The 20,542-nt window shown below is 54.5% G+C and carries 19 protein-coding genes and 5 tRNA genes; 8 read left to right on the top strand and 16 right to left on the bottom strand.

Annotation, left to right across the window (positions count from 1 at the left end; all coding sequences use genetic code 11):
* From Q8Q07_04735 to Q8Q07_04680, 12 genes are all read right to left on the bottom strand, one after another.
* Nucleotides 1-74: transfer RNA gene (locus Q8Q07_04735), tRNA-Gln, on the bottom strand.
* A gap of 209 nt (nt 75-283) precedes the next feature.
* A complete protein-coding gene (locus tag Q8Q07_04730; GenBank protein MDP3879595.1) occupies nt 284-445 on the bottom strand; it encodes a hypothetical protein in 162 nt (53 codons plus the stop codon).
* 233 nt (nt 446-678) lie between these two features.
* Nucleotides 679-767 (bottom strand) — tRNA-Leu (locus Q8Q07_04725).
* Nucleotides 768-828: 61 nt separating this feature from the next.
* Nucleotides 829-915, bottom strand: a tRNA-Leu gene (locus tag Q8Q07_04720).
* Between the two features lie 5 nt (nt 916-920).
* Nucleotides 921-996 (bottom strand) — tRNA-Trp (locus Q8Q07_04715).
* A gap of 309 nt (nt 997-1,305) precedes the next feature.
* A complete protein-coding gene (locus Q8Q07_04710; GenBank protein ID MDP3879594.1) occupies nt 1,306-2,733 on the bottom strand; it encodes a CoA-binding protein in 1,428 nt (475 codons plus the stop codon).
* The gene (locus Q8Q07_04705) at nt 2,734-3,732 is read right to left on the bottom strand and encodes an amidohydrolase family protein (protein MDP3879593.1); all 999 of its coding nucleotides are present in this window, start codon (nt 3,730-3,732) and stop codon (nt 2,734-2,736) included.
* A complete protein-coding gene (locus tag Q8Q07_04700; GenBank protein MDP3879592.1) occupies nt 3,729-5,369 on the bottom strand; it encodes a class I adenylate-forming enzyme family protein in 1,641 nt (546 codons plus the stop codon). The genes Q8Q07_04705 and Q8Q07_04700 overlap by 4 nt, the downstream gene beginning before the upstream one ends.
* Before the next feature lie 132 nt (nt 5,370-5,501).
* The gene (locus tag Q8Q07_04695; GenBank protein MDP3879591.1) at nt 5,502-6,488 is read right to left on the bottom strand and encodes a beta-ribofuranosylaminobenzene 5'-phosphate synthase; all 987 of its coding nucleotides are present in this window, start codon (nt 6,486-6,488) and stop codon (nt 5,502-5,504) included.
* 16 nt (nt 6,489-6,504) lie between these two features.
* Entirely contained in the window at nt 6,505-7,299 is a 795-nt protein-coding gene (locus Q8Q07_04690) for a hypothetical protein (protein MDP3879590.1), read from the bottom strand.
* A gap of 31 nt (nt 7,300-7,330) precedes the next feature.
* Nucleotides 7,331-8,359: a zinc-dependent dehydrogenase gene (locus tag Q8Q07_04685; GenBank protein ID MDP3879589.1), complete on the bottom strand. Its 1,029-nt coding sequence runs from the start codon at nt 8,357-8,359 to the stop codon at nt 7,331-7,333.
* Between the two features lie 2 nt (nt 8,360-8,361).
* The gene (locus Q8Q07_04680; GenBank protein MDP3879588.1) at nt 8,362-9,066 is read right to left on the bottom strand and encodes a phosphoribosylanthranilate isomerase; all 705 of its coding nucleotides are present in this window, start codon (nt 9,064-9,066) and stop codon (nt 8,362-8,364) included.
* Between the two features lie 246 nt (nt 9,067-9,312).
* On the opposite strand from Q8Q07_04680, the gene Q8Q07_04675 reads away from it, so the two are divergent.
* The 7 genes from Q8Q07_04675 to Q8Q07_04645 all read left to right on the top strand — a co-directional run bounded on the left by Q8Q07_04675 (nt 9,313) and on the right by Q8Q07_04645 (nt 16,878).
* Complete coding sequence (locus Q8Q07_04675; GenBank protein ID MDP3879587.1) at nt 9,313-11,346, top strand: S8 family serine peptidase; 2,034 nt, start codon at nt 9,313-9,315, stop codon at nt 11,344-11,346.
* A gap of 206 nt (nt 11,347-11,552) precedes the next feature.
* Entirely contained in the window at nt 11,553-11,981 is a 429-nt protein-coding gene (locus Q8Q07_04670; protein MDP3879586.1) for a transcriptional repressor, read from the top strand.
* 312 nt (nt 11,982-12,293) lie between these two features.
* Nucleotides 12,294-13,997 (top strand): hypothetical protein, encoded by a 1,704-nt coding sequence (locus tag Q8Q07_04665; protein ID MDP3879585.1) that lies wholly within the window; start codon nt 12,294-12,296, stop codon nt 13,995-13,997.
* Entirely contained in the window at nt 13,978-14,358 is a 381-nt protein-coding gene (locus Q8Q07_04660) for a hypothetical protein (protein ID MDP3879584.1), read from the top strand. The genes Q8Q07_04665 and Q8Q07_04660 overlap by 20 nt, the downstream gene beginning before the upstream one ends.
* 33 nt (nt 14,359-14,391) lie before the next feature.
* Nucleotides 14,392-15,210, top strand: a complete 819-nt coding sequence (locus Q8Q07_04655) for a type II CAAX endopeptidase family protein (protein MDP3879583.1) — start codon at nt 14,392-14,394, stop codon at nt 15,208-15,210.
* Nucleotides 15,211-15,271: 61 nt separating this feature from the next.
* Nucleotides 15,272-16,162 carry an exosortase/archaeosortase family protein gene (locus Q8Q07_04650; GenBank protein MDP3879582.1) on the top strand — a complete coding sequence of 297 codons (891 nt, stop codon included), beginning with the start codon at nt 15,272-15,274 and terminating at the stop codon, nt 16,160-16,162.
* Between the two features lie 8 nt (nt 16,163-16,170).
* Complete coding sequence (locus Q8Q07_04645) at nt 16,171-16,878, top strand: hypothetical protein (GenBank protein MDP3879581.1); 708 nt, start codon at nt 16,171-16,173, stop codon at nt 16,876-16,878.
* Nucleotides 16,879-16,978: 100 nt separating this feature from the next.
* Here Q8Q07_04645 and Q8Q07_04640 read toward each other — a convergent pair whose 3' ends face one another.
* From Q8Q07_04640 to hisC, 4 genes are all read right to left on the bottom strand, one after another.
* Nucleotides 16,979-17,497 (bottom strand): hypothetical protein, encoded by a 519-nt coding sequence (locus Q8Q07_04640; GenBank protein ID MDP3879580.1) that lies wholly within the window; start codon nt 17,495-17,497, stop codon nt 16,979-16,981.
* A gap of 50 nt (nt 17,498-17,547) precedes the next feature.
* Nucleotides 17,548-17,850 carry a hypothetical protein gene (locus tag Q8Q07_04635; protein MDP3879579.1) on the bottom strand — a complete coding sequence of 101 codons (303 nt, stop codon included), beginning with the start codon at nt 17,848-17,850 and terminating at the stop codon, nt 17,548-17,550.
* Between the two features lies 1 nt (nt 17,851).
* Nucleotides 17,852-17,925 (bottom strand) — tRNA-Arg (locus Q8Q07_04630).
* A gap of 312 nt (nt 17,926-18,237) precedes the next feature.
* Nucleotides 18,238-19,335 carry a histidinol-phosphate transaminase gene (gene hisC / locus Q8Q07_04625; protein MDP3879578.1) on the bottom strand — a complete coding sequence of 366 codons (1,098 nt, stop codon included), beginning with the start codon at nt 19,333-19,335 and terminating at the stop codon, nt 18,238-18,240.
* Nucleotides 19,336-19,680: 345 nt separating this feature from the next.
* On the opposite strand from hisC, the gene Q8Q07_04620 reads away from it, so the two are divergent.
* Nucleotides 19,681-20,397, top strand: a complete 717-nt coding sequence (locus Q8Q07_04620) for a phospholipase D family protein (GenBank protein ID MDP3879577.1) — start codon at nt 19,681-19,683, stop codon at nt 20,395-20,397.
* The last annotated feature ends 145 nt before the right edge of the window (nt 20,398-20,542 follow it).

Raw genomic sequence — 20,542 nt, 5'->3', positions numbered from 1 at the left:
TGGCTGCCGAGCCAGGATTCGAACCTGGGCTAGAGGATCCAAAGTCCCCTGTGCTACCACTACACAACTCGGCATTATCGCCAGTGGCAGTATAACATTTAGTCTTTTTTACCGCAATTGACTGGCGGACATAGTAACGGTTGGTAGTAATGGTTAAAACAGGCAGGGGAAAGTGCCGGTGCCGGCTGCTGAGCGGTGAGCACAGGAACAGAAGCCCCGGTTGGAGAATTACCGGTGCAGGGTTAAACCCGGAAGATATCCTGGCGCGGGTTATTGTGCTTGATTAGTCTTCTTTGGTCTTGCCGATATCTTTCCAGGACATAACGACAGTACACTGACCGCTGTAGACTAAATCGCACTTGTTGGAATATCCGGCATAATGGCATAGTCTACACTGAGGGTTGTTCGGGGTAAAGACTTTACTCTTATTGTTGCTTTTCTGCATTTTCTGTTGCCCCCTCTACAGATTGATGAGTTGTTGGCTTCACCACCTTAAAGTTTAATCTTATCTCTTTCTGGTTAAGGTAACATTAACAGCGGCGGGATGAGGTTACGCCAAGGTTACAGACAGGTTACAAAAAGGTTACAATCTAAAGAGGAAGTCTGACGGTAACGTGGAGGAAAGACAAAAGTGTAGGCCGGCATATTTTTTAGAAAAGCGGCCGTCATTGGTCCTGGTGGTGCCGAAGGTCGGACTCGAACCGACACGGAGGTCACTCTCCAACAGTTTTTGAGACTGCCGCGTCTACCACTTCCGCCACTTCGGCTTTTTCCGGTTGCCGGTATAAAACGGGTTCTGGTTATGAGGTAAGCTTTCTGTTAACAGTATGGTGCCGAGGGGGAGATTTGAACTCCCACAAGCTTTCGCTCACCACCCCCTCAAGATGGCGTGTCTACCAATTCCACCACCTCGGCGAGACTGGCAGGAGTGGGAGGACTCGAACCCCCGACCGGCGGTTTTGGAGACCGCTGCTCTCCCAACTGAGCTACACTCCTAGCCATTGACAGTATTATATATTAGCATAATTCGCCAAGAAAATTAACCACTACCTGGTTTTGATATTGACCTCACCTGCTTCTTAAAGGCAATTACCCCTTGGCCAGGAGCTTTGTGTTAAAAGTGGCTTCTCAATGTCACCCTGAGTGTAGCGAAGGGTCTGGGGGATGGGGAATATCGAACTATCACAGCCCCACACCGACCCCGTATTAAATACGGGGCTTCGTCGCTACGCTCCTCGCAATGACAAAATGACCTTTTTGGGGAAGCTCATAAGGGGGATGGGGTTTAATCTGCCGAGGGAATGGTCAGTGCTGCCATTGCTGTCGGGCTTGAAGGCGGGCGATGGCCCGGCCTGCCTGGCGGAAGGAGTAGAATACCGGCAGCCCGGCGTTAACGAATGCCTCCTGGGCGGTAAGGAATTCGGGCAATCCCTCCATGTCCAGGGCCGGACGCAGCACCAGCAGCACCGGCTTCCCGGTTTTTTGCCGGACATCCTGAAAAGTATCCACGGCGGGTTTCAGGAAGTCCGCCGCGGAGAACCGTCTCTGTCCCCACTGGCTGAGGGGATGAAAGCCGAGGTGATAGACGAGCAGGTCAATTTCCGGTAACCGGCTGAGGACGCGCATCGTGGAGGCGATGGCTGGCGGAGTTCCGATGGTTTCGGCGTCCACCGGATTGCTCAGGATACCTCCGGCGAAAGCCAGAAATTGCCCTAATTCTGCCTGCGTCTCAGAGGAAAATCGTGGCAGGTGAAATCCTTCTTTTTCCATCTCGTCGGCGGCCATCACGCTGACGCCGCCCCCCGCCCCGACGACGGCTACGCCCTTACCCCGCGGGAGAGGACTGACAAAACTGAATGCCACCAGAACGTCAATCAGCTCATCAACGCTGTCAACCCGGATTGCCCTCATCTGACGGCAGAGAGCATCGAACACCACCATTGAACTGGTCAGACTGGCGGTATGGCCGTAGGTGGTCCTGGTGCCGGCCTCTGTGGTACCTCCTTTGCAGATGACCACCGGTTTGCGGGCAGCCGCTGTCCGCAGCGCTTCCACGAAACGTCTTCCCTCCCTGACCCCCTCGATGTAGCTGGCGATAATCTCCGTATCCGGGTCTGTGGCTAAATACTCCAGAAGCTCGCTTTCATTGACGTCCAGGGCGTTTCCGTAGCTGACCACCTTGCTGAAGCGCAGCCCTCTGGGGGCTGCGGACAGGTGGATATCCTCGACATAGCCGCCGCTCTGGGAAATGAAAGCGACATGGCCCGGTTCCAGGGGTGTGGACAGCTTGTTGACCAGGCGGCTTGCGGGGACAAACAGACCGACACTGTTCGGGCCGATAATGCGGAAGCCGCCAGCCCGGGCTTTGTCGAGCATGGTCTTTTCCAGTTCCGCCCGTTCCGCGTAGCCGCTCTCGCTAAAACCGGAAGTGAAGAAATGGACTGACCTGACGCCTTTGGCGGCGCAGTCATCGAGCAGGGACAGGACGCCCGCTGCCGGTATGCTGACGATTACATGGTCGACCACGCCGGGAATGTCCCTGATGCCGGCATAGCAGCGCAGCCCCAGTATTTCGCTATACTTTGGGTTGACCGGGTAGATGGCCGGGAATTTGGCCTTTATCAGGGACTGCACCACCGTGTTTGCCCATCCCCGTGATTGGGATACCCCGACCACGGCTACCCCGCGAGGGTGAAAAATCTCTTCCAGTGTCGGTCTTGGTTTTTCCATCATTTAAGCGGGCAGGCGCAATATTTGCCGGATGTTACCCTCGAATATCCGGGATTTCTCGCCATCTTCGATGTCCATTTGCTCGATGGACCGGATTGTCTGCCGGGTATACCTTTCCCCGAACTGGCTGTCAAAGGGAAAATCGGTGGCGAACAGCATCTGCCCGGTGCCGCAGAAGGCGTGGGCGCACATCAGGCCGGGGGTGCTGCCGTAAATAGCGGTGTCATAATAGAACTTCTTGAAATATTCAATCGGTTCCCTGGTCAGAATATCCTTGTATCTGGCGCCGCGGAGAATAGCGGCGTGGTCGTACGCCCCGATTATCCTCTGCTCGAAAAACGGTACCATGCCCCCGCAGTGGTGGGTGATGAATTTAAGGTCGGGGAATTTCTCCAGGATGCCGCTGAAGACCAGGCGGGTCATGGCCACGGTGGTCTCGTAGGGCCAGCCGAAGTTGCTGAATATCATGTACCTTGACCGGGTCTCCGTCTTGTAATCGGCGTAACCCGGGTCACGGTGGGGGTGAATCCAGATTGGCAGGTCATAGTGCGCCATCTTTTCATAGAGGGGCAGAAATTCCGGGGAGTCCAGCGGCATGTCATTGGTGGGGGTAAATATCTGTACCCCCTTCATTTTCAGGTCATTCACGGCCCGGTCTACCTCTCTCAAAGCGGACTCCATGTCATTCATCGGCAGGCTGGCAACGGCTGCCGGGAACCGGCCGGGGAACTTGAGGACAAGCTCCGCCATCTCATCATTGGCCAGCCGGGCAAAATCCGCTGCCTGCCGGGTATCGGTAAAGTGTTCGATGGGTGGGGAAGAGAGGGTCAGTACCTGCTGCAAACCATCGAATTTGTCCATTACCCGGAAACGGTGTTCCATGTCGAAGAGGGTGGGCAGGCTCTCAATGACGTTTTGCAGGTGGAAGCCGCGGGGATTAGCCCGGTAGAGGGCGTCCTTGTATCTGGGGGGCAGGATATGGCTGAAGACGTCTATTTTCATCGGCTAATCTCCTCTTGCTTTAGTTTGGATATTATGTCCTGCGCCAGCGCCCTCTTGTCTATCTTCTGTCCGTCAGAAATTGTCGGCAGGCGGTCTACTATCTCCACTCTTTCCGGTATCTTGAAGGGAGCAATGTTTTTCTTTTTGAGGAATACGGTCAGGTCTTCCAGGGTCAGTGATTTGCTCCCGTTCAAGACGAGATAAGCGCAGGTTTTTTCTCCCATCAAGGGGTCTGGCATGGCGATGACAGCGGAACTGACAATCTCCGGGTGGGTAATGAGCAGGCTTTCCATCTCAGCGGGATAGATGTTCTGGCCGCCCCGGATGATGACTTCCTTTTTACGTCCCACAATCACCAGATTTCCGTCACCATCGATCTTACCCAGGTCTCCGGTGGCGTACCACCCCTCTCCATCCCAGGCCTTATCAGTGGCGTCTTCATCCCGGTAGTAACCGGAGGCGGCGTTAGTGCCCTTCGCCAGCACCTCACCGACGTCCCCTTTCTCTGCTTCAGCGCCATTGTCATTGTTTATCCTGACATCAACCCCTAACCGTGGACTGCCCGCGCTAAATGCCCTGACCGTGAACGGGTCTTCCGGCCGGGTAACCGTAATCGCGCCGAAGTCAACGGCGCCGTACTGGTTGATGACAGTCCCGCCCATTCTCCGCTCCACCCCGGCTACCAGTGACGGAGATAGCTGGGAACCGGCGCATACCCAGAGGCGTAACGAGCTTAAGTCGACCGGCTGCCGTTCAAATTCGGCTAACATCAGGGCCAGCTGTGTCGGCACCAGGCAGGCGACGGTTACTCTTTTCTGCTCGATTGCCTTCAGGGCTTCACGAGCGCCGAGCCAGGGCACCATGACCATTCTGGCAGCCACCTGGGGGGCGGAATAGTACACGGCCACGTTGGGACCGCGTGAGGCCGGGGCAATAGCGGCGACAATGTCACTCCCGGTCAGTCCCAGAGCGTCAGCCAGGTACCGGCCGCCGCTGGCGCAGGCGCCAGCCGGGTACTCAACGAACTTGGGGAATCCGGTCGAGCCGCTGGTGAGGCAGACGATGGAGACATCCTCCGGACGGTAGCGGCGGCTCTCCAGAACATCCGGGTTGTTACGCTCTTTCCGGGCCAGGCTGCCAAGGGGGACTACGCTGTCCCTGGACCTGTCTTCAATAGTAAGGATATGTTTTAACTTTGGTAGCTCATCACGAATCCGGCTGACCATGTCAGTATAATTGAACCCCCGGAACTCATCGCTGATAACCAGGGCGGCCGCATCCGTATAGCCGGCGATATATTTAATCTCGCTTTCCCGCATATTGGTCAATACCGGCAGGCACAATATCCCGGCTTTTTCACAGGCTACCCGCAGCAGGTGTAGTTCGACACTGTTCGGGAGCTGGGCCATCAATACCTCGTCCCTCTGCATACCCATCTCAATCAGCCCCAGGGCTACCCTGTCTATCCAGGTTAGGGCTTCTGCCCAGGTGTATTCTTGTGTCGTATCGGCGATAGCTGGGAGCAAGGGATATTCTCCGGCGTTTCTGTCCCACAGGCTGGAGATGGTGGTCTTCCAGACACCGTTTTTGACGAAGCTCTCTATTTGCTGGCGGGTGTAGCGGGTTGGTTTAGTCATAATCGGTCATCCCCGGAGATTATGAACTTCTGGTCTCACCCTGACTGCCGTACCCGGCTTTAACTCGAATTTGAAACAAGAATGGGCAGACCGGGAGTTACGGCGGTTCGTGCGATAAAGCATGGCGGTAACTCAGTCAAGTATCCTCATTCCGGTGTTATTGGCACGGGTGATAAAGCAGGTGCCGCCCATGTTTTCATCGAGGAAGCGGCGTGTCTTCTCATGGAGGTCGGACAGGTCTTCACCAAAAGCGAATAACGTAGGCCCCCAGCTGCTCATGCCCACGCCAGCGCCGCCGTTCTCCTTGAGAAATTTCAGGCACTGGAAAACATTATGTGACTGGGCGCGGAATTCGAACTTCTTGAAGCCGTATTTCTGCGTTTCCTCGAGAGCAAACCCGAATGATTCCAGGTCACGCTCCAGGATGGCAGGTAACATCTTGAGCAGTATCAGGTGGCAAATTATCCTGACCTCTTCGATAGGTACGGGGCAGACAATTTTGAATATCTGGACTTCGTGGATACCGGCGGTCTCCTCACCGCGGGGAGCGCAGACCAGGATGTCCCAGTCAGGGAAGTCATAGCGCGCCAGCACCGGCGGCGGCATCAGTCCCCGGACGGCAGCGGATGGCGAATATTCGCTCTTGCTGTTGCTGGCATCACCATTGCGGAAATTGTGCCCGCCGTCCAGAATGAACCCGCCGTGTTCAATTGCCGCCACCCCGATGCCGGAGGTGCCTCCGCGGTTTACTACCGAGCCCAGTTCAGCGGAATGTACCGGGCGTCCGGCCAGGTGGCAGAGTGCTTTGGCGATACCCACCATGAGCTGGGTGCCGCTGCCCACCCCTACGTGAACGAAGGGGCGTTCCTCGATGACAATCCTGGCCGGGGGGAAGCCGTAACGCTCCATAACCGCCCGGGCGGCTTCTTCAGCGCGAGTCACCACACCGGGGTCGGAGGGGCACTCTATTTCCAGATGGTCGCTTTTCATGGCGTGAATTACCGTTCTGGGTTGTTCAAGGGTAATGCCGGTACCGCCGTCAATGCGGCCGATCTCACCGTTGAGGTCGATAAGTCCCAGGTGTAAGCGTGAAGGACAGGCGATTCGAATTTCATCCATATTGTTACCTCCCCGGTCAGGCATTCAGCGCCTGACCGGCCTCCTCAATACTCAGTCCCTGGTGAATCATTCTCCAGACGATATCGAGCAGTTCCGCCGGGCGCGAGCTTTGCCAGATATTGCGGCCCATGACGATGCCCCGCGCCCCGCCGACCAGGGCGCCATGAATCATCTTGAGGGTATCCAGGTCTGTTTCACATTTCGGGCCACCGGCAATCATCAGCGGAACCGGGCAGCCGGCGACCACCCGCGGAAAGTCTTCGGGCGTATAATATGTCTTGACCATATCAGCCCCGTGCTCAACGGCGACACGCGCTCCCAGCGCCAGGTACTGGGGGTCGAGCATTTTGTTCTCCAGAGTCTTGCCCACGCCCAGCACGCCGAGCAGGGGCAGGTCGTATTGATGGCATTCGTCAGCCAGTTTGGCCATATCCATCAGCGTCTCGTGCTCGTATGGGGAGCCGATGAAGGCGGTGGTGGCCAGGGCGTCCGCCCCGAGGCGCAGCGCCGTTTCGACTCCGGTGGTGGTACCTTCGTGTGTCAGGTCGGCACCGGCGATGGTGGCGGCGCCGCTGGCGCGCAGGATGATGCCCTGGTGTCCATCAGGCTCAAAGCAGGTGTCCAGTATCCCCTTGGTCAGCAGCCAGGCATCCACTCTGCCGGTGGCGGCCAGTTTACGGATGGTCCCGGCGATGTCGGTGATTCCGGTCATCGGCCCCAGGGCCATGCCGTGGTCAATGGCGATAATAAGTCCCTTGCCGGTGTCCGGGTTCAGGATGCGATTGATACGGTTTCTTTTACCTACTGCCATTTTCTTCGTCTCCTTGGGCTGTAGCCCGTTGTCAGGTAAGCATAACCGCCTTGAGTAGATTGTGCTTTTTTATCTCTTCGACAACCTCCAGCAGGTTTTCCAGGCTGACCCGGTGCGAAATAAGCGGCAGTACATCCACCTGTCCGCTGGAGATAAGGCGGAGCGCCTGCTGGAAGTCGGGGAGCGATGAGCCGAATGTGCCGGTAAGCACAATCTCGCCGTAGTGCAGCCACCTGGGGTCTATGGTCAGGCTGGAACCCCTCGGCGCGCCGCCGAAGATGTTAAAAACGCCTCCATTGCGCACCATGGGCAGGTATTTTTCAATGATATCAGTTGCTCCCAGGGCGGCGATGACCAGGTCAGCGCCGATTTCAGTGATAGAACGTACCGCGGCGACGGGATCGTTTTCGGCGACATTGATGGTATGGTTGGCTCCCAGCTCCCGCGCTTTCTCCAGGCGTTCCGGGATGACATCGATGACAATCGTTCGGGTGCCGGAGGCTCTGGCTGAGAGCAGGTTCAGCAGTCCCATGGGTCCGGCGCCGATGATGGCCACCCGGTCCCCTTCGACCACTCCGGCGCTGCGGATGGCGCTGAGGCAACAGCTGAGAGGCTCTGCCATGGCGGCCAGTTCCATGGAGAGGGAGTCCTTAACAGGGATTATGCCGCCAAGGTTGACCAGGGGCGCCGGAATACGGACGTATTCGGCGAATCCGCCGTCAACCCCGTGCGCCAGACCAAACTCGTGGAGGCAGAGGCTATGCCGTCCCCGGCGGCAGAAGAAACATTCCCCGCAGGAAGCGATAGGGTAGACGGCAACCCTCTGTCCTGTCTTCAGTCCCCGGACGCCGTTTCCTATCTCGTGTACCAGTCCGGCGACCTCATGGCCCAGAATGGCAGGCAGGTTGCGGGGGGTGCTCTCGCCGGTTAGAATCTTGATATCGGTAGTACACACGCCGCAGGCTTTTACCTGGATGACCACTTCTCCGGGCATAGGGTGGGGCGTCTCCACCTCCTGATAGCGGAGGTCATTTTCACCATGCAGTACGGCTGCTTTCATCGTTACCTTTTCACCGGGACAATACCATGGATGGCTGATATCAGCTGGCGCAGCTTCTCCGGGTCTTTCTGTCCGGGAGCGCTCTCCACGCCACTGCACAGGTCGATACCGTAGGGATGTACCTGCTCAATGGCCTGCCGGACGTTTTGCGGGTTGATGCCACCGGCCAGGAAGGTCGGGACGGGGCTGGTCTCCACCAGCCGGCGGGCAACCTCCCAGTCGCTGACCACGCCGGTCCCGCCATAACGCCTGGCATCAGGAGCTGAACCAACGAAGGTATCAATGATAATGGCATCAATTCCGGCGTCCACCATGGCCTTAATTGTCTCCTCGTATACAGCGATGTCAATCGCTCCTGAAGCCAGCGGCGGAAGATGAATTGATTTCCATAGCTGGCAGTTTACCGTGTTTTTCAGGGCGCTGATCAGTGATGGCGGCTCCTGTCCCAGAAGCTGGATGGCATGAGGGCGCAGGATATCTACCGCCTTTCTTATCTGTTCCGCCTCCCGGTTGAAGAACAGCGTTACTACCGGCAGGGTTGACTGTTCACAGATCGGGCGCGCCTGCTCAACGCTCAAACGCCGTGGGGAGAAATCAATCTCGATAATCACGCCGATGTAGTCGGCGCCTGCTTCCGCAGCCAGACGGGCGTCAGCGACGGAGGTAATACCGCAAATCTTTATCCTGGTGTACTGGTGAGAAGGCAAGGTGACTCCTGAAAGGTGAGGTTTGTTGAATTCTAGCTGAAAATCCGCTAAAGTGTCAAGCATGACAGGGTGGGCGGTGGGGAGGGGGGCTTATCTTTTTGTTATTGTTCTGGTGACAGGGTTGTCGTGATGCTTACATCGGGCTGTTCCGTATTGACAACTGTCACCATCGTGACTATAATGCGTGACATATGGCTATTATTTGCGGGAAAATGCATCATCGGTTCAAAAAGGAGTAGGAAAAAGATGAAAATTACGAGAATATGTTACCTTCCGCTGGTTGTCCTGCTGGTGTTTATGCTGGGGATACCGGGTAATCCGGCACTGGCGGAGCCACTGCCGGGAACGGCTGATGTTCTGGTCAATTTTTACCAGCCGCCGGGTGCTGATGAGATCAGTTTGATCGAGAGCCTGGGCGGTACTGTCAACAAGGTCTATCATGTCGTCCCTGCCGTAGCTGCGGTGATGCCTGCGGAGAACCTCGATGAGCTGCGCGCTGACCCCAGGGTGGAGTCAGTTGAAGATGATATCACCTTCTCAGCGGCCCTGGCGGGGGAAGTCCTCCCCTGGGGAGTGGACCGAGTTGATGCCGAACTGGTACATCCGGTCTATAAGGGTACCGGAGTAAAGGTCGCCGTCCTGGATACCGGCATTGACTTTGATCACCCTGATTTAGCCGTATCCGGTAATGTTACCTTTGTCGCCGGGACGTCGGATGGGGATGATGATAACGGGCATGGTACGCTCGTCGCCGGTATCGTCGCCGCCCTGGACAATGAAATCGGCGTTATCGGCGTGGCTCCTGAGGCGTCACTCTATTCGGTGAAGGTGCTCGACCAGAATGGCGACGGTACGATGAGCAATATCCTGAGCGGCATTGAGTGGGCGCTGGACAACAATATGCAGGTGGTGAACATGAGTTTCGGCGGCTTAGCGGAGATGCCTTCAACTATAGTACAGGCCCTGGATAGCGCCTATGCGGCCGGCATCGTCATCGTGGCTGGCTCCGGAGGCAGCGGTAACCCCGGTGGTACCGGAAATAATGTGTGGGCACCGGCCCGCTACGAATCGGTTATCGCCGTCGGAGCTACTGATAACCAGGATGCCCGCTATTCCTCTTCGAGTACCGGCTACACCCTGGAGCTGGCTGCTCCGGGCGTTAATATTTACTCCACGGCCATGGGTGGAGGTTATGCCAATCTCAGTGGCACCTCGGCTTCATCACCTCACGCGGCGGGTGTGGCTGCCCTGCTCATTGACTCCGGTATAAGCAGTAATACTGCGGTTCGCGACCGGATGAGGAACTCGGCGGAGGACCTCGGCGCGGCCGGCTGGGACAGCCTGTTCGGCAAAGGGATGGTAAATGCCGACCTGGCAATCAGTTTCAGCGAGCCGCCGGACCAGACCCAGCCGGTTACCGCGATATCGGTGAACGGGACCCAGAGTCAATTTGGCTGGTACAATACTGATGTGACGGTAACGCTGACAGCGCAGGACGATGCGGGCGGCTCCGGTGTCTCTGAAATCAAGTACAGCCTGGACGGTGGTCAAGGCTGGCAGACCTATAGTTCCCCCTTCATCGTCAGCAGCGAAGGCACCAACCTGGTGCTGGCCAGGGCATGGGATAATGCCGGTAATGATGAAGGCCCTCCGGCATTTGTGCAGATCAAGATTGACAAAACGATGCCTAATCCCTCCACCATATCAGTAAGAAGCGGGACGATGGGGAACAATGGCTGGTATGTATCTGATGTAGAGGTAGATATGTGGACGACGGATAATCCGGGCGGCTCCGGCGTGGCTGGAATGGAATACAGCCTGGACAACGGTCAGTCCTGGTATACTTACACCCCGTTCCTGGTAATAACCGCTGACGGTAACAAGACCTTACTGGTCAGGGGGCGGGACAAAGCGGGTAACGTGGAAGCCCCGCCGGCATCGGCGGTAATCAAGATTGACCAGACGCCGCCTGACCTGACCGAGACCTCTGTGCCGGGGTTGATTAGTAAGGATAAGCGGGGCACGATGGTAAATGTCAGTTACAATGGCACGGCGGCAGACCCGGTTTCCGGGCTGAACACGACCAACACACAGCTCATTGACGAGTACGGGGAACTGAGCCAGTACCTGGGGTCAGCCCTTTCCGGTACGGTAGCGGTGGAAGCCTGGGTTCAGGGTAGTGACGGGAACGGCCGTACCTATACTTTTCGACTTACCGCCACTGATTTAGCCGGTAACCAGACCTCCGTTGACGCTGTTACTACCGTACTTCACCATTGAGGTGTTTTCTCTGAGAAATTGATAATGGCTTTCATGCCCGGATTAGAGGTCGCGCCGGTAAAACGACCTGATACGACCTCTAATCCGGGTTCATTCGTTGCCCCGGTGCGGGTTATATTTCGTGCCCCTAACCCCTTGATTACCCGGGATTTTTTTGTTATTATAATAACAATTATGATAATAATAACTATAACCAAAATCAGGGAATGCTGAAAAAGACCAGGCAGAAAGAGCTTATCCTCAGGGTATTGAAAAGCACGCCTTCCCACCCTACCGCTCTGTGGGTTTATGACGAGGTGAGGAAGGAGATGCCGAACATCAGCCTGGCAACGGTCTACCGTAACCTGAAGGTACTGCGGGAAACGGGGCAGATTTTAGAGCTGGAGTTTAACACCTCCCCGAACCGCTTTGACCCCAGGACGGACTACCACGACCATTTTATCTGTGAGCGGTGCAGTCTTATTCGGGATATCGATGAGCCGGTCAACCATAAGAGACTCAACGGCAGAATTGCCCGCGAGACCGGCTTCAAGATTTCATACTATACCGCCGAGTTTCGCGGATTATGCAGAGAATGTCAGGAACTGGAGGGTGATGGCAGGTCAGGGCTGGAGACGAACGGAGGAAAACTTTAGCAGTACCTGGTTAACCCGGTCAAGCGGATGCCGGGAACCGGTGGTTTTGTCCGGGAAAAGACTGGCAAGGCGCGAGAGAGATGGTGAGGAGGGACAGGGAGCGCTTATTGATGCTACGGCTTATTGTTGCCGTCAGGTAACTTCCCGCTACTGATTTCAGGTTATGGCAGGGTATGGCTTTAGCACGGCCTAAATATTCGCCAGCTGGCGAAGATATAACAGAAAACAGGATTACAGTGAGCATTTTTATAGAAATTTAATAGCGGGTTTATGAGCCTTGTAATTCCGGCGGACTAAAATTGATAAGTGGGCATGAGTAATAAACTTTCAGGAATAAGCTGGCGCAGACGATACCCGGGGATAATGCTGGCCGTGGCGCTGGTACTGGTTGGCGTGCCTCTTTTCCCGCCGGCTCCGGTAAAGGCAGGTACTCCCGATGACGCTTACACAATCGAACGTTACTACACGGAAAACGCCAACGAGCAGAGTACTGCCAGCACCACCTATCAGGATGCCCTGACCCTGACCTTTACGCCTCCCGTCACTAAAGACTACCTGGTCATCGCCACCGCGCTGAACAACAACTCCTCTACTTCTTATGCTACCGTGGCGCAATTTACTATAGATGGGACTACTTACAGTGAGGCGTTTCACCAGCCGGTAAATGCTTCATTAAACTGGCATTCCTTTGCCAGTCACAAGGTCATTCAGCTTACCGGTGGCAGCAGCCACACGGTGAAAATCCAGTACCGTACCGAAAATGCCGCCGGTACCGCCTATATCAAGAATGCGGCTCTGGCTGTCATCGAGGTTACCAATTACTATACCGCCGAGCAGGAAACAGAAATCACCACTACCTCCACCAGCTATGTGGACGCGGTGGCCCTGAACTTCTCTCCGTCCTCTCAGGCTGACTACCTGATGCTGGTCTCGGCTGACCTGGCCAGTACCTCTGCCGGTAAGGATGCCGATGCGCAGTGGACTATTGATGGAGTCGCCGACAGCGGAGTAGTCCATAACGGCACCAATTACATGTGCTGGAGCTCTGTTGAACGGGAGAACCTGACGGCGGCATCGCACACTTTTAAAATCCAGTACAAGACATCAGTCCCGGCTTCGGCCAAGATCAGGTACGCCCGCATCACCGCCGTACTGGCATCTGATCTCGGTTTCCTGCGCTACGCGGAGTCTGAAGCGGAGAGCGTAACCCAGTCTATTACCTACGTTGACAAGACAACCCTGTCTTATACTGCCAGCCGCCGCCACGATGATATAAATATCGCTTCCGGGTTGGGCAAGCAGGAGAACTCATCCTACGCCTTTTACGCCAATGTTGACCGGGATGGCGTCAGCGGGGGAGAAACCGTCTTTGTCCCGGGGTCAGCCCGGATTTACCGCTCTTTTATGCTCATGTCCAAGCAAAATACAGCGTCTGGAGTGACAACCCACAAGATCCAGTGGAAAACCAATAACGCAGCCGCGAACACAGAGGCTTTTATCCAGAATGCCAATATCGCTCATTTAGAAATAAACTCCGCCGAGTCCTATAATGACAGCGCCCATACCACCGTTGATGACTCCTTCGGCCCGGGAGAGAACACCGCCTACATCTGGGCGCACGGCTTGAGAGCCGGAAATACCTATACCGTTGCCTACTACGACGGCAATCCGACGGGTGGCGGGCAGAAAGTGGCCACCGATACCGGAATTAGCTCCACCGCTTACGGCAACCTCTCCAGCCAGTACCTGTTGACCACGGACTACGGGGCTGCTGCCGGAACCTGGCACGCTGTGGTCTTTGATGAGGAGTTTCTCCCCGGTCTGGGCCCTCCGGATAATTACAATGACGCCGCGACCACTTCGGGATATGTGCAGGGAGATAGTTTTGAAGTCACCCAGGCGGCTATTCCCGAGTTTCCCACGGTCCTGGCGGCAATCGCTGTTGCCGGGACCTGTTTTGCCGTTTACGGCTGGATGAGAAAGAGGAGGCTGGCGTATGTCAGGGTCACGCCTTAGGATAGTCTTCGTGATCTCGCTGCTGATATTGGGATCCCTCGTGATGCTGGCGGTGCTCCGTCCGCTGGCCAGCGCCGAGGAGTACAGCGTGGTGAGCCGGGAATCGATTATCCGCGGTGAGGACCAGTGGATAATTCAACTGGACATCGTTAACCAGGAAAAGCGGGACATGAGCTATGTCCTGCGCTGGTCGAGCGGCGGAGCGGACTATACGGAGAAGATACTGGTAAGAGAGGGACGGATATACAGTCACATACGTCACGTTTACCCGGCAATGGTACAGGAAGGTAAAGTAGATTTGACCATCTACCGGGAGGGTGAAGCGATACCGTTTGAACAATCCATTTATTACCTGAAGTAGGTGATTGACCATGTCAGTTTGAGATAGGGAAAAATGCAGGCGATAACGGAAATAGTCCAGAGTGAGCTATTAGAGAGAAGGGTGGGACGATGGCAGGTATTCTTCATCGTCGCCCTCATGGCGGGTATTGTTGTCAGCGAGTATGTTTTTGCTTACCATAATGTGGCTTATGGCATCGTCATCGCTCTTGCCCTGGTGCTGTTTACCTACCTGTCGCTCTCGGTCTTGCACCTGCAGCGGGGGATCATCAACTGCGGCGAATCCCTGGCGCTCGTTCCGCTATATATCCTGTTCACCTCCTCTCTGCCCTGGTTCTTCATTAACCAGCAGTTCCTGCTGCCGGCGGTGTATTCCTGTATCATGGGCTTGTGCTTCTGGCACATCTATGAGAAGGGCCTCAGCCTGAGCGATCTTTTTGGCTTCAGTAAGGAGAAGCTGCTGAAATACTCGCTTATCGGCCTGGCAATCGGCGTCCCGTTGGGGACAGTAGAATACTTGATTCTGCGGCCGGCCCCGGCTTTCCCCGGCTTTGAGGTGAGGTATCTCTTCAGGGATATGGTCTACATGTTCTTCTTTGTGGGTATTGGAGAGGAACTGCTCTTCCGTGCCCTGATTCAGCGTGACCTGGCGGATGTCTTCGGTTGGAAGTGGGGACTCCTCGGCGCTTCTTTCCTGTTTGCCGTAATGCACCTCACCTGGCGCTCGGTACCGGAACTGGGTTTTGTCTTTATCGCCGGTATTGTACTGGGAGCATTATACCTGAAAACAAAAAGCCTGACGGCGCCGATTATCGCTCACGGGGTGAACAATGTGATGCTGGTAGCCGTGTTGCCTTATCTTATAGGTTTATGATGAGCAAGGGGAATTTGAAATTAGAATAATGCACTCAAGGATAGTTTCTATAGCGGGGTCTTTGAAGCGCGGGTCGGTGGTAAGGCTGGTGCTGTGGGCGGTCATCTCAGCTATGCTGCTGGCTGTATTCTTACGGGAGTTCTGGATAAATCTGCCGGGTATGCTGTCTCCAGTCCGGGTACTGGAGCAGAACCAGGCTGCTCCCTGGGGTGTCCTGGCTTTGTGTCTCGGTTCTCTCTGGCTGAAGAGGAAACAGGTCGGGGACAAAATGAGCCGCAGTCCAGCGCCGGTCTTTATCCCGGTGGGTTTAGCCCTGGTCGCCGGAGCCTTATTGATGCCTTATTCCCCGGACTATCAGGTGTTCCGGGTCTTGCTGGTGGTGCTGGGGGTATTTGTTATTTTCTTTGGCAAGGCCGCCAGGGTACCGTCCGTGCTGCTCGGGATATATGGGTTTGCCGTATCCTTCCCGTTACTGGTAGAGCGTTTTGCGGAGGATGCTTACTCCCGGACGGCTGTTGTCCCGTTGACGGGGCTGCTGGGAGTGCTGAGATATCCGTTTGAGAGCTACGGGCAGTGGTTACATTTTGGCAGTCTTACCGGGGAGCCAATATCAGTAGTAATTACCACGGCCTGCGCCGGGCCGGCCACCATGGGGGTGTTCCTGGCTATCTTTACCCTGATGATGCTGGATATGCCCGTACCACCATCAAAAGCAATGGGTCTCCTCTTGTTTGGCGTAATCGGCACCTGGTTGCAGAGCTTCATCAGGCTGGTAGTACTGATAATGTTGGGCTACTATCTGGGAGAGTCAGCCCTGTGGGCTGCCCACTCCTGGACGATATACATCCTTTTCCCGCTGTGGTACCTCTTCTTTGCTTACATCTACTTCAGGCAATACGAACGGTTGCCGGACGCAGGGGGAAAGCCGGTTTTGGCGGTTGAGTACAGTTGAGAGTGATCATGGGTAAACAGGAACAAAGCGGGGATAGAGGCATCAGGTTCAAGATAATTATCGTCTGGCTGGCGATAGTTCTCCTGGGCAGCTTCTGGTTAACGGTGCAGGGATCCCTGGAACCGGTGAGTATTGGCATTATACCGCAGGTACCCAGAGAGGGCGAATCTATTATGGTTACCTACAGACTGAACAACCAGTCCCCTGAGGTTCTGGTTACCAGATACCAGTTTTATGCTGACGGCAAGCTGCTAAAAGAGGGTGTTACCATGATAGTCCCCGGCTTTGGTAAAGTCTACAGGTATGCTTATGAAAACCCGGTGCCGCTGGGTGAGCGCCTGAATTTCCTGGTCAGGACGCAATCAGAGCAGGGGGAATACGAGAAATATTTATCCACCCCGCCCTTCCCGCCTCAGGTATGGAGCAGCTTTGTCAGTTTTGCCTCATTCTCTACCTCGGTGATGAGCTTTATGACCACGACGAGCTACTATCAGAGCACCTTCGGCAGCAGCGTCGGCTTCAATGTGGGATTGATCTTCGCCGTGATCCTCATCGTTCTGCTTATCCTGCTGGAGTTGACCCATCCCTTCCTACATCGAAAAACGGACGCCATCTTACATAAACTGAGATTGAATTTTAACACGGTTACCTGGGTTTTGTTCATTATTTTCATGGGGGTATTATATACCAGGGTAGTGATGATTCTTAATATCTGAGGGCAGCATCCGGCCGTTAGCCAGGCAGCACTTGATGAATGGCGTAAGTATTGTGGTCCCGGCGTATAATGCTGAGCGCACTCTGGGTGAGTGTCTTCAGTCAGTCACCAGGCTCCGGTGGACTGGTGAAATTGAGATAATCGTGGTGGACGACGGAAGCACCGATAAGACTGCTGAGATCGCTGCTTCCTTCTCCGGGGTGGGGGTTATCGGGATTGCTCATGGCGGAGCCGCGCGGGCAACCAATACCGGGATAAAGGCGGCACACCACGATATGGTAGTCCTGTTTGATGCTGACGCTCTGCCCGGAGAGGACTGGCTGGAGAAGATAACCCTTTCCTTTACTGACCCTTCCGTGGTGGCGGTCAGCGGCTGTGCGGAGACGGCGAACACGGGCTGCATCGGGAAGGTGGCGGGTTATGACGCGGAGCTGCGACTGGGTAAGGTCGCCAGCGATATTGATTACCTCTCTACCATGAACGTTGCCTGCCGACGGGAGGCCTTGCTCAAGGCCGGGCTTAATGAAGCTCTCAAAGCGGGGTATGATGTTGACCTGACCCGGCGGCTGAAAGCTGACGGCTGTCGCCTCCTGTTGAGGAAGGATGTCCGCTGCCGGCATTACTGGAAGGATAACCTCCGGGACTACCTGCGCCAGCAGTACGGCTATGCTTACTGCCGGCTGGAACTGGCCCGGTACAGCCGGAGTCCACGTGATGAAGTCGCCGGGTGGTGGATGATTCTCCAGGCCCCCTTTACCATGCTCGTTCTGCTTCTGGCTACGTTCGGTACCTTGATTTCTCCGTGGGCACTTCTCTTACTCTTCTTACTGCCTCTTATCCATCTGCCGGAGACCATTATATTGCTCGATAAAAAAAAGGACGGATGTATTGCGCTCTTGCCCCTGCTTTTCACGGTAAGGAACCTGATCTGGGTCTGGGCGGGGGTGAGGTGGGGGGTGAGTAAGGTTTTCAAGTGCCCCAGGAGCGACTCGAACGCTCGACACGCAGTTTAGGAAACTGCTGCTCTATCCACCTGAGCTACTGGGGCATGAACGGATTTAGACCAAGGTAATTTTAGCAATAACCTTCATGGACTGCAAGCTCGCCCCTTTATGAGGAAGTCTAAAAACGATGAATTGTCATCCCAGGCGAAGCGAATATGTTCCGTGATAATCTATCATGTCTCTTATCAGAGACACCAGAAATTTATGAAAATATGAGCGTCTTGCCTGAGATTCCCTGTCATTCCGTGCCCTGGCCTATCGCCAGGACAGGCTTGACACGGAATCCAGTGGGTGAAGTACGTACACTTGCTGGATTCCGGCTTGCTGCCGGAATGACTCCCTTGTAATTCCTATTTTCAGAACAAAGACATTTGACACAAGACCTTAATCAAAGCATCGGTATGCTCCGGCTTGCCCACGCTGATGCGGACATAGTCACGTAAAATCGGCTCGTCGAAGTAGCGCACCAGGATTCCTTTATCCTGTAAATTCTGTTTCAATTCTTTCGCCTTACCCCTCAGCACCCGGCACAGGATAAAATTAGCTTGCGACGGAAATGGCTTCAGCCACTCCACCTTTTGCAGTTCGGCAAATAGCCTGTCCCTCTCGGCGATTATCAGGCGCACGTTTTTCATCAGATAATCAGTATCTTGCAGCGACTCCTCGACGGCGACCAGCGCCGCTACATTCACGTTGTAAGGAATCTTGGTCCTCAATAGATAGTCGGCGATTACAGGCGGGAAAAGCCCGTAGCCGACCCTGAGACCGGCCAGCCCCGCCCACTTGCTGAAGGTGCGCAGCACCATCAGGTTCTGGTATTGACCGAGCAGCGGCGCCGCCGTCTCCCCGCCGAACTCATGGTAGGCCTCATCGATGAGCACCGGGACGCCGGTATCCAGAATCTCCATTATTTCCGACAGGGAGATGGTGTTACCGGTCGGATTGTTGGGGTTGGCCAGGAATATCATCTTCGTCCGGTTGTTGACGGCCTTCCTGACCGCCGCCACATCAACGGCAAAGTCCCCGTCCCGGGGCACCTCGACCAGGACGCCGCCGCACAGCTCGGTGCTGAAACGGTAGATGCCGAAGGTGGGCACGCAGCTTACCACCCGGTCGCCGGGACTGATGAGCAGGCGCAGGACAAGGTCGATGAGCTGGTTGCTGCCGTTGCCGGCCACGATATGCCGGGCACTAACGCCGGCATAGCCCTCCAGCATTTTGCGGAGCCGGGTCTGCCCGTCATCAGGATAGATGTTATAGTTCTTATAGTCGGCCAGCGCCCGGCTAACGCGCGGCGAGCAGCCGTAAGGGTTCTCATTAGCATCCAGCTTGATGATGTTCTCCGGCGCCACCTCAATCTTACCCTCCAGCGTCTCCGGAGAAGTAGCCGCCGAATAGCCGCCGAAGCTCACCAGGTCAGGCCGTATCAATTTTTCGATTCCTTCCGAAGCCATAGTCGAAAAGCTCCCCTTTTGCAATGACTGAAAATTAAGTACGGGCACATTCTAGCACTGATTTATGGGGAGGACAATGGAGAGGGTGGGGGGATACTTAAACATACCTGAAGTTTGATTTCAAATGAATTTGATTTTTCACAAGCATCCTTGGTGCACTGAGGAGAACTTACTATAAGTAGGCACTCGCTGGAGCTATCCATTTCTTAATATCCCCCATCTTTGCGCAATCTAAACTAGGCCGATAAACAAGCTGTCTTGCCTTGTGCCGCTCAATATGTAAAAATGCTCGTAATGCTGTATACTTATTCAAAAGAACACCAGTAACATACAGGAGTCGGATTTATGGCTAAATTTTTAGACACTGCCGGAGTATCGTACTACCTTCAACAGCTAATCAATTCTACCAACGATAAGCTGATTCTGATAAGTCCCTTCCTAAAAGTTAGTGAGCGCCTAAAACAGTCTATTGAAGACAAAGACCGTATGAAACTGAATATAAGACTGATATATGGCAAGAATGATCTGGACATATCTGAACACAATTGGCTGAAATCACTTAATAGCGTTAGAACAAGCTTTTGCCAAAATTTACATGCAAAATGTTATCTCAACGAAAAAGAGGCAATTATCACGTCAATGAATTTATATGATTTCTCCCAAATCAACAATAACGAGATGGGAATATATGTGACTAAAGATGAAGATAGTGAGTTATATACAGATATTTACAATGAAGCCATGCGGCTTGTTAGGATAAGCGATGAAATAAAGGTATCCGTTATTCAGATTCCAAAAACAGACCTGCCAACTAAACCACAACCAGTACAACTGGAGAACTCTGGATATTGTGTACGATGTGGTACTGAAATAAAGCTTAATCCAAAGTCACCATATTGCAGTAATTGCTATAAATTGTGGAAGAAATTCTCAAATGACGAATATGAAGAAAAATATTGTCATATCTGTAAGAAAGAAAATAAATCTACGCTTGTCAAACCTACCTGCTATGACTGTTACAAAGCCAATAAAAACAAGCTAGAGTTTCCGCTACAAAAATAAAAACTGGATGACCTCAAACTCAAACAGACCCCAGTCTCTTCTCCACCGCCCGGGCGTGGGCGTCAAGCCCCTCGGCGCAGGCCAGGGCCTGCGCCGCTGGCCCCATCTCTTTCAATCCAGCCTCATCGACGTTAATCACGTTGGT

It is taken from the genome of Dehalococcoidales bacterium (genome assembly GCA_030698765.1).
Taxonomy (GTDB): Bacteria; Chloroflexota; Dehalococcoidia; order Dehalococcoidales; family UBA2162; genus JAUYMF01.
This window is presented reverse-complemented; position numbering and strand designations above follow the sequence as displayed.

Excerpts from the sequence above, each read along its gene's own strand:
- hisC (MDP3879578.1), bottom strand. The coding sequence starts at position 19,335 with ATGGCTTCGGAAGGAATCGAAAAATTGATACGGCCTGACCTGGTGAGC.
- Q8Q07_04655 (MDP3879583.1), top strand. The coding sequence starts at position 14,392 with ATGCAGGCGATAACGGAAATAGTCCAGAGTGAGCTATTAGAGAGAAGG.
- Q8Q07_04620 (MDP3879577.1), top strand. The coding sequence starts at position 19,681 with ATGGCTAAATTTTTAGACACTGCCGGAGTATCGTACTACCTTCAACAG.
- Q8Q07_04700 (MDP3879592.1), bottom strand. The coding sequence starts at position 5,369 with ATGACTAAACCAACCCGCTACACCCGCCAGCAAATAGAGAGCTTCGTC.
- Q8Q07_04695 (MDP3879591.1), bottom strand. The coding sequence starts at position 6,488 with ATGGATGAAATTCGAATCGCCTGTCCTTCACGCTTACACCTGGGACTT.
- Q8Q07_04730 (MDP3879595.1), bottom strand. The coding sequence starts at position 445 with ATGCAGAAAAGCAACAATAAGAGTAAAGTCTTTACCCCGAACAACCCT.
- Q8Q07_04660 (MDP3879584.1), top strand. The coding sequence starts at position 13,978 with ATGTCAGGGTCACGCCTTAGGATAGTCTTCGTGATCTCGCTGCTGATA.
- Q8Q07_04670 (MDP3879586.1), top strand. The coding sequence starts at position 11,553 with ATGCTGAAAAAGACCAGGCAGAAAGAGCTTATCCTCAGGGTATTGAAA.
- Q8Q07_04640 (MDP3879580.1), bottom strand. The coding sequence starts at position 17,497 with ATGCCGGCAGCGGACATCCTTCCTCAACAGGAGGCGACAGCCGTCAGC.
- Q8Q07_04690 (MDP3879590.1), bottom strand. The coding sequence starts at position 7,299 with ATGGCAGTAGGTAAAAGAAACCGTATCAATCGCATCCTGAACCCGGAC.
- Q8Q07_04710 (MDP3879594.1), bottom strand. The coding sequence starts at position 2,733 with ATGATGGAAAAACCAAGACCGACACTGGAAGAGATTTTTCACCCTCGC.
- Q8Q07_04705 (MDP3879593.1), bottom strand. The coding sequence starts at position 3,732 with ATGAAAATAGACGTCTTCAGCCATATCCTGCCCCCCAGATACAAGGAC.
- Q8Q07_04645 (MDP3879581.1), top strand. The coding sequence starts at position 16,171 with ATGGGTAAACAGGAACAAAGCGGGGATAGAGGCATCAGGTTCAAGATA.
- Q8Q07_04665 (MDP3879585.1), top strand. The coding sequence starts at position 12,294 with ATGAGTAATAAACTTTCAGGAATAAGCTGGCGCAGACGATACCCGGGG.
- Q8Q07_04685 (MDP3879589.1), bottom strand. The coding sequence starts at position 8,359 with ATGAAAGCAGCCGTACTGCATGGTGAAAATGACCTCCGCTATCAGGAG.
- Q8Q07_04675 (MDP3879587.1), top strand. The coding sequence starts at position 9,313 with ATGAAAATTACGAGAATATGTTACCTTCCGCTGGTTGTCCTGCTGGTG.